The organism is Limnohabitans sp. Rim28 (assembly GCF_000293865.2).
Lineage (GTDB): Bacteria > Pseudomonadota > Gammaproteobacteria > Burkholderiales > Burkholderiaceae_C > Limnohabitans_A.
This window is the reverse complement of sequence record NZ_ALKN02000013.1, coordinates 64884-80224: the sequence shown is the minus strand read 5'-3', so window position 1 is coordinate 80224 and position 15341 is coordinate 64884. Positions and strand designations below refer to the sequence as shown.

Annotated in this window: 20 protein-coding genes; 2 read left to right on the top strand and 18 right to left on the bottom strand. The window is 57.5% G+C overall.

Annotation, left to right across the window (positions count from 1 at the left end; translation table 11 throughout):
- Positions 1 to 17 precede the first annotated feature (17 nt).
- The 11 genes from soxB to B472_RS14005 all read right to left on the bottom strand — a co-directional run bounded on the left by soxB (position 18) and on the right by B472_RS14005 (position 8902).
- Positions 18 to 1751, bottom strand: coding sequence for a thiosulfohydrolase SoxB (gene soxB / locus B472_RS14055; RefSeq protein ID WP_019427620.1), 1734 nt, complete (start codon positions 1749 to 1751; stop codon positions 18 to 20).
- 58 nt (positions 1752 to 1809) lie between these two features.
- Complete coding sequence (gene soxX, locus B472_RS14050) at positions 1810 to 2466, bottom strand: sulfur oxidation c-type cytochrome SoxX (RefSeq protein ID WP_026039673.1); 657 nt, start codon at positions 2464 to 2466, stop codon at positions 1810 to 1812.
- Between the two features lie 18 nt (positions 2467 to 2484).
- Positions 2485 to 3288 (bottom strand): sulfur oxidation c-type cytochrome SoxA, encoded by an 804-nt coding sequence (gene soxA / locus B472_RS14045; RefSeq protein ID WP_026039672.1) that lies wholly within the window; start codon positions 3286 to 3288, stop codon positions 2485 to 2487.
- Positions 3289 to 3362: 74 nt separating this feature from the next.
- Entirely contained in the window at positions 3363 to 3674 is a 312-nt protein-coding gene (gene soxZ, locus B472_RS14040; protein ID WP_026039671.1) for a thiosulfate oxidation carrier complex protein SoxZ, read from the bottom strand.
- Between the two features lie 54 nt (positions 3675 to 3728).
- On the bottom strand, positions 3729 to 4184 hold the full coding sequence (gene soxY, locus B472_RS14035) for a thiosulfate oxidation carrier protein SoxY (protein WP_019427616.1): 456 nt from the start codon (positions 4182 to 4184) through the stop codon (positions 3729 to 3731).
- A gap of 70 nt (positions 4185 to 4254) precedes the next feature.
- Complete coding sequence (locus tag B472_RS14030; protein WP_019427615.1) at positions 4255 to 5337, bottom strand: c-type cytochrome; 1083 nt, start codon at positions 5335 to 5337, stop codon at positions 4255 to 4257.
- A complete protein-coding gene (soxC, locus tag B472_RS14025) occupies positions 5321 to 6721 on the bottom strand; it encodes a sulfite dehydrogenase (RefSeq protein WP_050995465.1) in 1401 nt (466 codons plus the stop codon). Before soxC ends, B472_RS14030 begins: the two co-directional genes overlap by 17 nt.
- A gap of 175 nt (positions 6722 to 6896) precedes the next feature.
- Positions 6897 to 7220, bottom strand: a complete 324-nt coding sequence (locus B472_RS14020; protein WP_019427613.1) for a hypothetical protein — start codon at positions 7218 to 7220, stop codon at positions 6897 to 6899.
- A 114-nt stretch (positions 7221 to 7334) separates the two neighbouring features.
- The gene (locus tag B472_RS14015) at positions 7335 to 7643 is read right to left on the bottom strand and encodes a c-type cytochrome (protein WP_026039669.1); all 309 of its coding nucleotides are present in this window, start codon (positions 7641 to 7643) and stop codon (positions 7335 to 7337) included.
- A 100-nt stretch (positions 7644 to 7743) separates the two neighbouring features.
- On the bottom strand, positions 7744 to 7923 hold the full coding sequence (locus B472_RS17240) for a hypothetical protein (RefSeq protein WP_026039668.1): 180 nt from the start codon (positions 7921 to 7923) through the stop codon (positions 7744 to 7746).
- A gap of 7 nt (positions 7924 to 7930) precedes the next feature.
- Positions 7931 to 8902, bottom strand: a complete 972-nt coding sequence (locus B472_RS14005; protein WP_019427611.1) for a MerR family transcriptional regulator — start codon at positions 8900 to 8902, stop codon at positions 7931 to 7933.
- A gap of 145 nt (positions 8903 to 9047) precedes the next feature.
- On the opposite strand from B472_RS14005, the gene B472_RS14000 reads away from it, so the two are divergent.
- Positions 9048 to 9542, top strand: coding sequence for an Rrf2 family transcriptional regulator (locus tag B472_RS14000; RefSeq protein ID WP_019427610.1), 495 nt, complete (start codon positions 9048 to 9050; stop codon positions 9540 to 9542).
- Positions 9543 to 9592: 50 nt separating this feature from the next.
- Here the strand turns inward: B472_RS14000 and B472_RS13995 are convergent, their stop codons facing one another.
- From B472_RS13995 to B472_RS13975, 5 genes are read right to left on the bottom strand one after another with little or no spacing between them, the layout of a single operon-like run.
- Positions 9593 to 9916: a DUF5368 family protein gene (locus B472_RS13995; protein ID WP_019427609.1), complete on the bottom strand. Its 324-nt coding sequence runs from the start codon at positions 9914 to 9916 to the stop codon at positions 9593 to 9595.
- A 23-nt stretch (positions 9917 to 9939) separates the two neighbouring features.
- Positions 9940 to 11673 carry a SulP family inorganic anion transporter gene (locus B472_RS13990; protein WP_026039667.1) on the bottom strand — a complete coding sequence of 578 codons (1734 nt, stop codon included), beginning with the start codon at positions 11671 to 11673 and terminating at the stop codon, positions 9940 to 9942.
- A gap of 1 nt (position 11674) precedes the next feature.
- Complete coding sequence (locus B472_RS13985; protein WP_026039666.1) at positions 11675 to 12118, bottom strand: DUF6691 family protein; 444 nt, start codon at positions 12116 to 12118, stop codon at positions 11675 to 11677.
- Between the two features lie 16 nt (positions 12119 to 12134).
- Positions 12135 to 12569, bottom strand: a complete 435-nt coding sequence (locus tag B472_RS13980; RefSeq protein ID WP_019427606.1) for a YeeE/YedE family protein — start codon at positions 12567 to 12569, stop codon at positions 12135 to 12137.
- Positions 12566 to 12868: a metalloregulator ArsR/SmtB family transcription factor gene (locus B472_RS13975; protein WP_192877876.1), complete on the bottom strand. Its 303-nt coding sequence runs from the start codon at positions 12866 to 12868 to the stop codon at positions 12566 to 12568. Before B472_RS13975 ends, B472_RS13980 begins: the two co-directional genes overlap by 4 nt.
- A 138-nt stretch (positions 12869 to 13006) precedes the next feature.
- Between B472_RS13975 and B472_RS13970 the strand changes: the two genes are divergently transcribed.
- Positions 13007 to 13882: an MBL fold metallo-hydrolase gene (locus tag B472_RS13970; protein ID WP_019427604.1), complete on the top strand. Its 876-nt coding sequence runs from the start codon at positions 13007 to 13009 to the stop codon at positions 13880 to 13882.
- Between the two features lie 149 nt (positions 13883 to 14031).
- Here the strand turns inward: B472_RS13970 and B472_RS13965 are convergent, their stop codons facing one another.
- Positions 14032 to 14733 (bottom strand): Crp/Fnr family transcriptional regulator, encoded by a 702-nt coding sequence (locus B472_RS13965; protein ID WP_019427603.1) that lies wholly within the window; start codon positions 14731 to 14733, stop codon positions 14032 to 14034.
- 46 nt (positions 14734 to 14779) lie between these two features.
- Complete coding sequence (locus B472_RS13960; RefSeq protein WP_040506019.1) at positions 14780 to 15283, bottom strand: thioredoxin fold domain-containing protein; 504 nt, start codon at positions 15281 to 15283, stop codon at positions 14780 to 14782.
- Positions 15284 to 15341 lie beyond the last annotated feature (58 nt).

Below are 15341 nucleotides of genomic sequence, written 5' to 3'. Positions count from 1 at the left end.
CCGATGCGCTGCGTGCCTTAAACCACGTAACCCTTGTTGGGCAAAGCACCGATGATCTTGGGCGTGTTGAGTTGGCGAGGCTTGATGCGACCACCTTGGGCTTTGAGCCAAGTCTCGACCACTTCCCACACCTGTTTGTTGCCCTGATGACGCGCTTCTTCGGCCACAGGCGCCCAACCGGCCACCTTGTACTTTTTGCCCGCTTCGATCAACTGCCCCTTCAACCGCATGTCGCTGATTCGCTTGCCCGCCGTGCCCACGGGGTTACAGCTGTAAGTCAAGCCACCCACACGCACCATGTCACCGCCCTGTTGGTAATAAGGGTCTGGGTTGAACAGGTTGTCGGCCACGTCTTCGAGCACGGTTTTGATGGTCTCGCCCGTCATCTCGGTCACTGTGGCAAACGAGTAGGTGGTGGCGGTCATGTCGAGCAACCACTCGCGTGTGATGGCTTGGCCTGGCAAGAGAGTGGTGCCCCAACGGAAACCCGGCGAAAAGGCCATGTCTGCACCTTGCACAGCCATCAAGGCATCCACCAACAGTTGGTCACCCGTGCCATTGAAGTTGCCGCGGCGGTAAAGCAGACCGTCGGTCACGGCCAGTTTTTCGGCCAGTTTGGATTCGTAAGGCGCACGGATCTTGGTAATGAGTGCGTCCATCTCTTTGTCGGCGGGCAGCATGTTGGAGAACACGGGCAGCAGCTTGTAGCGGAAATCGCTGACCTTTTTGTCTTTGACGTCAAAGTCGAGCACACCCAAAAACTTGCCATTCGAGCCCGCGTTGGTGACCAGCGTCTTACCGCCCTTGTTGGAGACAATCGTGGCCACGGGCATGCCATCGTGCGTGTGGCCGCCCATGATGGCGTCGATGCCGCTGACGCGCGTGGCCATCTTGAGGTCCACGTCCATGCCGTTGTGGCTGATGACCACCACCACGTGCGCGCCTTTGCCACGGACTTCGTTCACCATCGCCTGCATGTTTTCATCTTGAATGCCAAATGCCCAATCGGCCACCATGTATCGCGGGTTGGCGATCGGGGTGTACGGGAACGCTTGGCCGATGATGGCGCAAGGCACACCGTTGATTTCACGGATCACATAGGGCTTGAACACCGGGTCGCCAAAGTCGTTGGTCTTGACGTTTTGGGCCACAAAATCGATCTTGCCGGCAAAGTCTTTTTCGATGATTTCTTTGACGCGTTCCATGCCCAGGGTGAATTCCCAGTGACCCGTCATGACATCCACACCCAGCAATTTGCAGGCATCCACCATGTCTTGGCCGTTGGTCCACAAGCTGGTACCCGAGCCTTGCCAAGTGTCACCACCGTCGAGCAGCAGCGCACCTGGGCGGCTTGCCTTCATGCGCTTGACGAGCGTGGCCAAGTGGGCAAAACCGCCCACTTTTCCGTAGCGCTTGGCGGCCTTTTCAAAGTCCAAAAAGGTCAGGGCATGCGCCTCTGCGGTGCCGGGTCGGATCTTGGCCACTTGCAGCAAATGCTCGCCCACCAAATGCGGCAAGTTGTTCTGCATGGAACCAATGCCCAGGTTGATGCTGGGCTCGCGGAAATAAATCGGCTTGAGCTGGGCATGGCAATCGGTCATGTGCAAAAAAGACACATTGCCAAATTTGGGAATGTCGTACAAGCCATTGGCCGCGGTGGCAGCACTGGCCTCTGCAAAAGAGCCCATGCTCATGCCAGCCATGGTGCCGGCGCCCATGACCTGGATAAATTCGCGTTTGGAGAGATTCATATTTGCAACCACTGATATATAAAAGTCCAAAAAACCCGGCCTGGCCGGGTTTGGAGGGTTATTGGTTCACGGGCGATTTGGGGTCGAGCAGCAGGCCCACGATGTGGCGGACCTGTGTTTCGTTCAACACACCCATGTGCCCAGCGCGGGGCATGTTGGAGCAGGCGTTGTAGGCCTTGGCGTTCCAGATCTTGCCCCAGGTGTACTCCACAATGGCCTTGCTGGCCGGATCGTTAGGGTTGGACACGCCGCGGATCTTGCCGTAGTTGTACAGGCTTGGTCCCAGCGTGCCGTAAGAAATTTCTTTCTTGTCCATCTGATGGCAGTTGTAACAGTTGCCACCGTTGACCGCTGTGGCCGCATCGGTCCACGTCAGGCCACGGCCACTTTGCGCGATGACTTCACCTTGCTTCCAGTCACCGATGAACTTGCCATCCGATGGCCACTTGATGGCCTTCATATTGGCTTCTTCGATGCGCTTGGCGGTTTTCTCGTCCAGCGGCTTACCCGCGACATCGGCTTCACTGCAAGCGCGGTTGGTTTCGTCGGTGGCGGTGATGCGCTCCACCTTGACATGGCTTTGGTCACGGAAAGAAGCCTTGACGATCTTGTCAGTCAGGTCATTGAGTTCGGCCACGGAGGGGCCAGATGCGCAGCCAGCTGCCACCAAAGCAGCAGCAAGACTGGCCAATACGAGTTGGGTTTTTTTGTTCATGAAGATCTCCAAGTCTGATCAGCGTTTGATGGCCGGGGCAATCGAGGCGGCGCCTTTGGCGTTCACACCCAGATACGTGGACAAAGCCACAGTGGCATCACTGCCAAAACCTGGATAGGGGAAACGCTGTTGGCGATAGCAATCGTTCAAGCGCAGCTGCATGCTCCACATCTGCCCGTTGGAAACACGGTAAGCAGGCCAAGCAGCGAAGCCGACGCCATCGCCCGGGTTCTTGGTCAGGATGGGCAAGTCTTGCAAACGGATCCGCTTGCCCTCTTCGCCGTGGCAAGAGGCACATGAGAAATCATGGGTGCCGCCGCGCTGAAAGAACAAGCGCTTGCCCACTTCATAGAAAGTTTTTTCTTGGGCGTGCGATTGCGACAAATTGAATTTAAGCCCCTTGGACTCTGCTGCGATCCAAGTGGCCAAAGCCGTCACATTGGCCATCTCACCGCGACCAAAAGCCGTCTTGGAAATTTCGGCAGCATTGAAACCTTGCAAGTTTTCCATGCAAGTGACCAGGCGCGACTCCAAGTCTTGCATGCGTTGCGTGTCGGCAAAAAAGCGAGGCAGCTCCACAAAAGCACCCTTAACGACGCCGGGACCTTTACCCAAATCGCATTTTTCAAGAGAGGCATTTTTGGGCCCACGGGCTTTTTTCCAAAGGTCTTCGCCTTTGGCTTCATACAGTTCAGCGGGGTTGCCGTCTTGCAACATGGCACGGTATTCATCAATGCCTTGGCTCGCTGTTTTTTGCGCCATCACAGGCCACGCGCAAACCGTCAGGGCCGCCGCGAGTGAAAGGGTCTTTACAGTTTTCATAGTCACCTCTTTGTTATTGTCAAACGCAAAAAGGGTGAAGTTGTGACTTCACCCTTTGCAATGTCATCGTTCGATCAGGACACCGTGGCTTCGTCGGTGCGTGTGGCACCGCGGTTGTCTTTCCAGGTCACAGCAATCTTGTCGCCGGCTTTGGCGCCCTTGACGGCAAACTGCATGAAGGGGTTCTTGGACACAGCTGGGCCCCACTCGGCGGTCAAGACGACTTTGCCGTTGTGGGTGGCGGTGACCTCTTGGATGAACCAGGCGGGGATGAGGTTGCCGGAAGCGTCACGACGCTGGCCTGCTTCCATTTCGTGGGCCATGAGCACACGAACGGTTGCTTTGTCACCCGCTACTTGGGCACGAATGCGCATTGGATCTGCCATGTTTCTCTCCTAAATCTTTCAGTGAATCAATGTGTAAACGGTGTCTGCAAGCGTTTAACCGCCGCAACCACCCAAAGTGACTTTGACTTCTTTTTTGGCCCACAAAGCACGGCCGTCGTTCATGATGGCCACAGCGTAGACATCAGAAGACTGGCCCATCTTGGCGCGGGTCGAGAAGTTGGCATCCACGGCATCGGTCACGTTGAACATGGCCACCAGTGCTGACGGGTTTTTCTCGACCATGATCATCAAGTGCTTGACGCCGGCCAAGGTCGTGCTGGCTCCCAAAGGCACCACAGCACCGTTTTCAGCAATGTCCGGACCAGTGATGGTCACGTCTTTGCTTTCAGCCATGCTTTTGGCACCCGCAGCCTTGGCGGAGTCCTGAACCGATTTGGCGTCAAATGCGGCTTTGTTGACTGCAGCTTGTGCGAACTGTGGGAAGCCAGCGGCGGCCAAGAGGCCAGCCACAACAGCGGTTTGCTTGAGTGTCTCGCGACGGTTTTGCATCTGATATCTCCTTTGATGGTTGAGTGATGCGATAGAAACAGGTTCAGCTGTACCGTGGGATCGGCCCACGTTACTTGCTGGCCCCCTTGGAAATCCATTCTGCAATCAGTTTGGCATCCGTGTCAGGCAGTGATTGTGCAGGCATTGGAATCGGTCCGTAAACCCCCACACCACCCACCTTGATTTTTTCTGTCAGGTAAGCGACCTTGCCAGCCTGTTTTTTGGCAATTTCATGAAAGCCTGGGCCCACGATTTTCTTATCAACACCATGGCAGGCGGTACAGCTGTGCTTGTTCAACAATGCAATGACGGCCTTGGATTCATTTTTCTCTGGCTTGGCGGCTGCAACAGGCGCAGCTGCTGCTGCTGCAGCTGCTGGCGTACCGGCTTTGGGCTCTGGGCGCGTTGTGTCTGCACCCCGTTGTGGTCCGACAATCCGGTTTTGCTCTTGCAAGTTGCCGTGTGCGTTGCGCGCAAAGTCTGGCAAAAATGACGCCACTTTAGGCTCAGGCGTGCAGTCTTTCATGCAAATTTTGTTGTTCGTGTCGGGCTTTTTGACGCCCCCAAATTCATTGCCAGGCCACATCGCATGTGCAGTGGTCATGCCATTGCGGTTGGGCATCCGGGCCTGCACTTCGGCGATGTTTTTGTCCGACAAGACAAAGTTGTCCGGCACGATGTTGCCCAGGTTCAACATGAAGGCTGTGACGGCATAGACCTCTTCCGTGGTCAGTGTCTTGGGGTTGGTCCAAGGCATGGCCCGGTTGACGTAGTCCCACAAGGTGGACACCGTGGGCACCTTCATGAGGGTGGTGCGCCCGGGGTAGTCGGCGCGCTGCAAATTGGCCACACGACCTGTTTTGATGTCTTCGGCTGTCGTTCCACCCACGATGGGGCTAAAGACTTCGTTGGACTCGCCAAACACACCATGGCAATGGGCGCACTTGGCCTCCCACACATCCTGGCCTTTGGCCACCGAGCCAGAACCGGCTGGCAAACCCTTGAAGTCGGAACGCACATCGATGTCCCACTTGGCCACTTCTTTGGCCGTGGCCTCGCGGCCCACGCCAGGAAATTTTGTGGTCTGTGCGCTGGCCAAGCCAGCTGCGGCCAGACAAACAAAGGCTAAAACGGCATTACGAAACTTGGACATTTTTCACCTCACCGTTTTCCTGTACCAACCAAGATTGGATGGCGTTGTTGTGATAGATGGATCGGGTTCCGCGCACAGCACGCAACTGTTGGTAAGTGGGCTGCACGTGCCCTGTTTCATCTTGAGCACGGCTTTGAATGATGGCAGGTTTGCCGTCCCAGACCCAATTGAGGTTGAACCGGGTCAGTGCCTTAGACAGCACCGGAGTTTCCAGCCGCGCTTGTCGCCAATTGCGTCCGCCGTCGGTGGAGACATCCACCCGCTTGATCTTGCCCTTGCCCGTCCAGGCCAAACCTGTGATGTTGTAAAAACCTTTGTCCAGCAGCACCTGTCCGCCAGAGGGTGTGGTGACCACGCTTTTGACTTCTTGAATGTTGCTGTACTGGCGCTGCAAACCATTGGGCATCAAATCAATGTAGTGAATGGCCTCGTCTTTGGCGGCGTAAGGCTTGTCACCCACCTCGACCCGTCGCAGGTATTTGACCCAGCTCACGCCCTGCACACCGGGTACCACCAAACGCAATGGGTAACCGTTTTCGGGGCGCAACATTTCACCGTTTTGTCCGTAAGCCACGATGACTTCACCCGAGGTAATCAGGCTCATCGGAATGGTGCGGGTCATGGACGATCCATCCGCACCCTCAGCCAAGACGAACTTGCCGTTCTTCAAGTCAGCACCCGCCAACTCGAGCAAAGTGATCAGGGGCACGCCCGTGAACTCGCTGCAAGAGATCATGCCGTGCGTGTACTGCACTGTGGGCACCGCCACGTTGCCCCACTCGGTGGCGGTGTTGGCGCCGCACTCAATGAAGGCAAAACGCGAGACCGACGGCAAACGCATGATCTCGTCCATGGTGAATACCATGTTCTTTTTGACCATGCCATTGATCATGAAGCGGTGCTTGGAAGGATCAATGTCCCACCAACCCTGATGGTGACGCTCGAAGTGCAAGCCGCTGGGCGTGACGATGCCAAACAAGGACTGCAGGGGGGCGAACGACACCGAAGCTTGCGTGGTTTGCGTCAAGCCAGGGCTTTGGCGGCGTTGCAAGTTGGCTTCGTACTGGGAAGGCTTGCCGTAACCTTCTGTGGCCACGCCCTGTCCCAGGCCTGTGGTGTGCTCAGGGAGGTTCAAGATATTGGGATCACCCCCTTCAGCCGGCACCGGATTGCCTTGTGCCATGGCCATGGGCGCTGCGGCACCGGCAGCCGCAGCGGCAAAAGCGTTGCGGATGAAATCACGGCGACCCTTTTTGCCCTCGGCAAAAACTTCCTTCACGCCACGCGGGGTCAGAAAGTGTTCAGGTGCTTTTTGCACCCTTCCTGAATTGATGCTGTCTTCGTTCACACAAACTCCTGGTTTTGAGTGGGCAATCCCGACCATTTCCAAACTCACACTCTCCGTTGCGACGAATCGAGTGGCCAGAGTCAGGTATCACACGGCACAAGCCCAAATGGTCAATAGGTTCGTATATTCGGATATGCTAATATATAGGATAAAAAGCCAATCTGAATCAGGGATTACACGGAGACAACATTCGATTCAGGACAAACCCTGATCACTTGAATTTGTAATGGTCTCGGTTGAGAACCGCGGCCACAGAAGTCACTTCCTCCGGAAACAAGCCCAGGTTCAATTGGCTGTTGCACTGCTCGACCATGCCGCGTAAAAACCCCGCCGTATTGATTCGGCCTTGGGGTTTGTACATGGCACTGCCATCGCCCCCCACTTTGGACACATGGCAGGCCACACACTTGTTCTCGGCGATCAATTTTTCACCAAGCTTGTAGTCGGCTTCTTTGAAGATCGCAGGTTGCGCCGTGGCTGCGCTTGCCAATGCCCAAGCCATACCCAACCCACCCAAAATCTTGACGAATTTCACAGCAGTTTCCCCATGAAAAAACCGCTCAGGGCGTCAACCTTGAGCGGCAAACGAAAGCCACGTCTCCATTGGGCTTTCACATTGTCGATTCAAACAAACCTCAAAGGGCCGTTTTTACTTGGCACCCGCCAGAATCCATGTGGCCAATGTCAAAGCGTCCGCATCGCTCAAAGCAGCTTGTGCGGGCATGGGCACTGGGCCCCATTTGCCAGCACCGCCGGCCTTGATGCTCTTGGCCAAATTCGCTGCTGCATCTTTTTGACCTGCATATTTTTTAGCCACATCGTTGTAGGAGGGACCCACCATTTTTTTGTCAGCAGCGTGGCAAGCCATGCAGTTGTTTTTCTTGGCCATGTCCAAGTTGGCAAAGGCTGGGGCAGACGTCAACGCAGCCACAGCGGCCACAGCAAAAATCAATTTCATCAAGAACTCCATCAATGGGGGGTTGAATATAACCAGGCGCTAATTTAACCGAAATCAATGCGGATAAGAACAACCCAGACCCATTTCGGCGTCAGGGATTTTACTGAGTGATGGTGATTGAAAGGCCCCATGTCATTACAGAAAAGCGGCCATCGGTCTCCATCAAACGCAGGCTGTTCGGGTTTGACACTGTTTTGCCAGCAGCAGCACAAGCATCAAAACCACCTGCAATCGATACAACATTCAGACAGCCCATGCTTTGCGGGGCTTGCGCCGCCAAGGTTGCGTCATTGCTGAAGTTTTGAAACTTCACTTTCCCGCAAGTCGATGCCCTCATGCAATGCGATTTTCTCCAGCGCGTTCTCGAACAAGGAACGTGCCGAGCCGGAGATGGCCCGCAAATAGGAGTGCAAGTGAGCGTCCTCGGCGTTCTTGTTCAGGCACTCTTGGCTGTATTCCTCAAAACTGGCCAACTGGGCAATCAACTCGGCCACATGCCTCGGGCATTCACACAGCACATTGGTCGAGATACCGGCCACGCGTCGCAAGGTCTGGTCTGAGTATTTGCGGCTGGCAATCACCGCACCTTGGCCACCAAACTCCTGGGCTCTGTTGCGGTCCACAAACAAGATCGATTGCAACAACTCGGCCAACTCACCATCAGAGATAGGGTCTCGCCGCACGATCATGCCGGCCAGCTTCATGGTCTGCACCACCACATCAGGGGCAAAGTTGTAGAGCACGATGGTCTGGGCAAAAGCGTGCCGCTGGGTCAAGGTCTGAATGGCTGAAAAAACCGTGTCCTGCAGCGAACTGACCCGAACCAACAAGACCTGCGGCTTATCGGACAAAGGCGCATGGCTGACCGAGGCCAAATCTTCCAGCACATCGGTCACCTGGATGCGGTGCTGGCTCAAGACCGCGGCAAATTTGATCGACTCGAGACGATTGGCCAAACCCAGACCCACCACCGCCAAGCAAACAGGCAAGGTCAACACAGGTGAAGGGCTTGTGGCGTGGGTGTCTTGACTCGCGAGGCGACGCAACTGCTCCAGATCCAGGTGCGCAATGGCCCCAATGCCGTGCCCTGCCCCAATCAACTGCTTGAGCAAAAGCGCCTTCGACACATCGGGTTCACCGAACAAACGTTGGTTACCTTCGGTTTTAACAGGGCTGAAAGCGCCGTAGCGGGTTTGCCAAATGCGCAAGGTTGAAACCGGAATAGCCGTGGTCTTGGAGACAGCACCGATGCGAAACATCGGGCCAGAAGTTGAAGTAGAGATCAAAGCAGCACCAATGTGGAGGTATTGCGTAGATTTTATGACGAAAAACAAAGTTTCGTTAGGTTTTTCACCACTTGCGTAGATAAATAACTCAAAATACTACTCAAAGGAGCTGATCGCCATGATTTCAAATCGAACCATCAATGCCTTGGATGTGTGCGTGGTCATCGCCGAGCTGCAGCACAAAGGCCGGGTCTCCACCACCACCTTGTCCAACCGACTCAAGTTGTCGGTGTCTAACCTTGAGAGCATCCTCAAACCACTCAAGGACCACCACATCGTCAGTGCCAACAAAGGCCCGGGTGGCGGCTACAACATCCAAGGCGACATCGCCTTGGTGTCCATGTGGGACATCGCCTCCGCCTTTGAGAGCACCTTGGCACAGCAAGACCACGACACCGACGGCTTGTCCGCACCCGCTGAATTTGAGTTGGGCTTAGAACAAATTGTGATCGACACCTTGAGTAAATTCGTACTGGCGGACTTCGTTGACCTGGCAGCCGTGGAAACACCCGAAGAAACTCCCATCCAGAACCGCTTCAAACTCAAGCCCCTGGCGCCACCATTGATCCCGAAAGCCCCCAATTCGGTGTTTCAGTTGTCCATGACCGTTTAATACTTCATCTTGCTGTGTTGAGCAGCTTGAACGGCGTATGTCTGCCGATGTCAGCGTTGCCGCATGGCCAACACAGGCCACATCAGCAACGCAGCGGCCACGCCCCAACCTGCGGCCATGCCCAGCAAAGCAGCCCAATCCACCCAATCAGTCATGTCAGCCAAGCTTGATTGGGTCATGGATGGCAAAGCCACAACGGCCACCAATGCCACCAGCACGGCCACCGCGGCCAGCGTTGCGGGCTTGACCCGATTGAGCTTTTTGCGGTTGATCACCATCATCACCCCCCACATCAACACCAAAGGCGCCAGCGCGGGCAGCAGGCCTAAGGCCGTTTCGCAGGCGATGTTCATCGCCAGCCAGATTTCATTCATATTGATCTCCTGATGATCTGAGTCTAGATATCTGAAGAATGACAGATTTCGGGCGTCAGCTCGGTGACAGCTTGATAGTGGCTCAGGTAAACCTTCCCGCTCAGGTGCTGTAGAAATTCGGTGGCTCGAAGTTTGTCCATGACCGGGCCTTTGACCTCGCTCAGGTGCAGGCGCAGGCCAGCGCCGCGCAGCCGCTGGTCGATGGCTTCCAAGCTTTCGAGCGCACTGGCGTCGATATCGTTGATCGCCGAGCACTGAAGCACCAGATGTTTGAGCGCAGGCCGTTCGGCGACCAATGCATTGACTCGGTCTTCCAGTACGCGTGCGTTGGCAAAGTAAAGGCTTTCATCCACGCGCAGGCTGGCCAGCTGGGGGCTCACCGCAACTTTGTGGCGCAGGATGTTTCGGAAATGCTCGGTTCCCGGCACCAATCCGACTTCGGCGATGTGCGGGCGGCTGGTTTTGTAGAGGTAGAGCAGCAGTGACAAACCCACGCCAGCCACCAGCCCGGCCTCCACGCCAGCAGCAAGTGTGACCAACAGGGTCACCACGACCGCTGCAAAGTCAGGGCGCGAATAAGCCCAGGTGCTGCGCAAGATATGCAGATCCACGAGGGACAGCACGGCCACCACGATGGTGGCTGAAAGAGTGGCCTGCGGCACGTAGAAGAGCGCTGGAGTGAGCAGCAAGGCCGCCAAGAGAATGCCCACTGCGGTGAAGATGCCCGCGGCAGGCGTCTGCGCCCCAGCATCGAAATTGACCACCGAACGAGCAAAGCCGCCCGTCACCGGAAAGCCTCCGGTCAGCGCCGCGCCCAGGTTGCTCGCGCCCAGAGCGACCAGTTCGCGATCGGGCACGATGCGCTGACGGCGCTTGGCCGCCAGGGTCTGGCCCACCGAGACCGATTCCACAAAGCCCACCACGCTGATGAGCAAGGCCGGAACCGCCAGCTGCTGCCAGAGCGCCCAGTCCCAAGCAGGCAGCGTGAACGGCGGCAAGCCCTGGGGCACCGTGCCCACGATGCGCACCCCCTGCTCATGCCATTCGCTAACCCAAGTGAGCAGGGCCGTGATGGAGATGCCCGCTACGGGCGCCGCCTTCGCGAGGCCGTCTGCCAGCCTCGGCCCCATGCCCAAGCGCAGCAGCAGGGGCTTGACGCCGCGCCTGGCCCAGAAAAGGAAAGCGACGGTCCCCAAACCAATGGCCGCAGTCAGGGTGTGGGTGTGGGACGCCTGGCGCACCAGGCCTAGCACCAGTTCAAAGAAGTGATGACCTTCCACCTTGACCCCCAAGATCACCTTGAGCTGGCCGGCTGCAATCAGCAGGGCCGAGGCAGTGATGAAGCCCGAGATCACTGGGTGGCTGAGGAAATTGGCCAGAAAACCGAGCCGCAGCAAGCCCATCAGCAGCAACATGGCGCCCGATACAAATGCCAGGGTGATGGCCAGTGCGCCGTAGGCAATTGAACCCGCCTGAGCCAGATCGCCAATGGCCGTAGCCGTCATCAGCGACACCACAGCCACCGGCCCCACCGCCAACACCCGGCTGCTTCCGAATACGGCATACATCAGCAAAGGCACGATGCTGGCGTACAAGCCGACCTGCGGAGGCAGCCCCGCCAGCGCTGCATACGCCAGGCTCTGGGGGATCAGCATGACGGTGACGATGACTGCCGCCACCAAATCGCTGGACAAGGTGGTGCGGTCATAACCGCGCGTCCAATCGACCATGGGCAGCCGGGGCAGTCTCGCACGCATCTCAGGCTCCGGCGCCGCGTGTTGCCCGGGCCTTGGCCCAGCGGTCCAGCACTTCGAACACCAACATGCCAGCGATCATGGCCACCACGAACAGCGCGGCCTTGGACTCGCCTGCGCCCATGGCGACGATGCCAGGGCCCGGGCAAAAGCCCGCCAGGCCCCATCCAGCGCCGAAGGTCAGCGAGCCCAACACCAGGCGCCGATCGATGTCGCGCGAGGTGGGCAAGTGCATCGCCGAGCCCAGGATGCTGCGGGTGCGCTTTTTGGCCACGGTAAAGCCCACGAGGCCCACCAAAATGCCACCACCCATCACGAAGGCCAGCGAGGGGTCCCAAGTGCCAGCAAGGTCCAGAAAGCCGATCACCTTGCCGGGGTCGGTCATGCCAGAGATAAGCAGGCCCCAACCGAAAAGAAGGCCGATGGCGAATTCAGAAATACGATTCATGACATGCTCCTTGTTGTCAGATCAGGTGACGGATGACGTAGACCATGGCAAAGCCCGAGGCCATGAAGGCCATCGTTGCCACCAGCGAGCGCGGCGACAGCCGCGACAGGCCGCACACGCCGTGGCCGCTGGTGCAGCCCGAGCCATAGCGTGTGCCCAGGCCGACCAGGAGACCCGCCACCAGGATGGCGACGGTGCCTGCCTCGATGCGTGGCGCGCTGATCAGGCCAGGCGCCAGCAGCGACAGCGTGGCTGGGGCCAGCAGCATGCCCAGCAAAAAGAACACACGCCAGCTGGCATCGCTGCGCTTAGGCACCAAAAGGCCGCCCAGGATGCCGCTGATGCCCAGCACGCGGCCGTTGACCAAGATGAAGGCGGCTGAGGCAATCCCTAATAGGATGCCGCCTGCCAGCGCCGTCCAGGGTGTGAAGTGGGTCCAGTCAATGTTCATTTTTTGTTCCTTGTGGTTGGGGTGGTGCAGAACTGTTGGAAAAGGGTATTCATCACGGCCAGTGCTGAAGTGCTGGTCAGTTGGTAAAAGATGTTCTTGCCTTCACGTCGGGTGGCAACCAGGTCCGCGTTGCGCAGCACGGTCAGTTGCTGCGACAGCGTGGGCTGCACGATGCCGAGGCTTGATTCAAGCTCGCCCACGCACATCTCTTGTTGGGAAAGCTGGCAGCAAATGAGCAAACGGTCGGGGTTGGCAAGCACCCTCATCAATTCGCAGGCGCGTTCAGCAGCGGCCTGCATGTCTTGGAGATCGAGTGTGTCGGTGGTCATGGGTACGGGCTCTGGCCAGAGCTTTCAGTAACGGCGATGACCACACTATATTGACAAACAATATATTTGTCAATATACTATCTAAAACTTAACTGAAAGGATCGTTCCATGACCCCCCACACGCTGAAGCCCCAAGTCCACGGCATCTTTGACTCAGCCACTTGGACGGTCACCTACGTCGTCCACCATGGCCCGGGTTCGGCCGCTGCCATCATCGACTCTGTGCTGGACTACGACCACAAGTCCGGGCGCACCCGCACCACCTCGGCCGACAAGGTGATTGATTACGTGAATGCCCACGACCTGCAGGTGCAGTGGATCCTAGAGACCCATGCGCACGCCGACCACCTGAGCGCAGCGCCATACCTGAAGCAAAAGCTTGGCGGGAAGATCGGCATCGGCGACCAGATCACGCGGGTGCAGAAGGTGTTCAAGGCCATCTTCAACCTGGAGCCCGAATTTCAACTGGATGGTTCGCAATTCGATGCGCTGCTCAAGGACGAGGAAGAGTTCCGCATTGGCGAACTCATTGCACGCGTCATGGCGGTGCCCGGCCACACGCCCGCTTGCGTGGCATACCAGGTCGGGGATGCGGTGTTCGGCGGCGACACCTTGTTCATGCCCGACGTGGGGACGGCCCGCTGTGACTTCCCCGGTGGCGATGCCAAGACGCTGTATGCGTCCATAGGCAAGATTCTGAGCCTGCCGTCCGAGACGCGGCTGTTCATGTGCCACGATTACCCGCCTAACAACCGCCCGGTGGCGTTTGAAACGACTGTGGCCGAGCAGCGGGCGAAGAACATCCATGTTCACGACGGCATCAGTGAGGCCCAGTTTGTGGAGATGCGCACCCAGCGAGATGCCACACTGGAGATGCCAGCGCTGATTTTGCCGGCGGTGCAGATCAACATCCGCGCTGGCGAGATGCCGCCAAAAGAAGCAAACGGCACGGCCTACGTCAAGATACCGATCAACGCGCTGTAAGACAGGAACGGGTCGCGTGGCTGCCCGCAAAATAAAGCAGCCAGCGTGAGGCCCAGTGCACCGCTGACGTAGCCAGGTCGCACCAGAGGCCCCCTGGCAATTGGTGAAGAAATTGACCTCGGTCGGCCCATTCGCCGCGCTGCGTTGGTTCAGCGCTGCAAGAGCACCTCGTTCGTGATTTCGTAGCGCCGCCCCTGTTTGTCGCAGGGCTTCAGGGCACCGTCGCGCACCAGGGCGCTGATTTCACGGCTGACGGTTTCGAGTTTGATGTCGAGCATGGCGCCCATGTCGTCACGCGCAAAAAACGAGGTCATGCCGGGTTGATCGGGATCACGCATTTTCAGGGCCAGGGCGGCCACGCGTTGGCGCGCCGAGCCGAAGTTCAGGTCGGCCAGCCAGTCGTCGGCGTCTTTCAGGGCTTGTTGCCACTTTTGCATCAGACGTTTGTGAAGGCGCGGCGAGTTGGCCGACAAGTGGTGCAGCACCGACAAGGGGATGCGGCAGACCTGGGCTTCGACCAGGGCGATGGCTTCGCTGTCGTAGCGTGCAGTCGCCAAGGCCTCGAGACCGACCACGTCGCCGGGGCGCAGCACGCGCACGATGCGTTCGCGGCCGTCGGCGGTGCTGCGCACCAGTTTGACCATGCCTTTGCGCAAGGTGAATACACCCAAGGCGGTTTGACCTTCGGTGTAAAGGGGAGCGTCTGCCGCAAACGCCATGTCATCGATGGGGGTGTGGATTTCGCCAAAATCCTGTTCGTTCAAGTCGGCAAAGAGCACCATGTCGCGGATGCCGCAATTGCGACAGTCCGAAGTGCCTTTCCAGGCCGATTCAATTTGAATGGGGATCATGTTTTTATAAATCCACTTCAGGTGCAGGTCTGAAGTGCTGTCAAGGTCAAAGGGACGTCAATGCTCTGCGCCCCTGTGCCATGCGATCTTCTAGATAAGGACCGTAAAAGTCGGGCAAATAACCGCCTTCCATGCGCTCGGCCACTTCTTTACCTTGGGGGCCAAAAAAGAGCAGCGTGGGTGCGATGGACACTTTCCAGGCGCGGGCCAATTGGTCGTGCGTGACCAGTTTGCCCCCGAAATCGACCACCGCTTGGGTGCTGCGCATATCCACCTGCACGATGACCGTGCCGGCTTTGTGCATGGGGGAGAGATGGCTGTGCCGCGCTTGGCGGCAAAACACACAGCCGTCCAAGCTGACCATGACCACCAAGGCTTGTTTGTTCTGGAGCGCTCGAGCCAATTCATCGGGCAAAGATTGCGCCGCAGGCAAAGTGGCCGCGCTGCGTTGAGCGAGCGCGGGCCCAAACCCCAAGGCCAAGCCAGCCATGACCAAACAGTCACGCCTGCGCCATGCTGACTGGTTTGGCAAAGAGAGTACTGACGGCATGGATTTAAGAAAGTGGACAATAGCGGGTTTTGCGTTGGCCACAGGTTTGGACAACTCG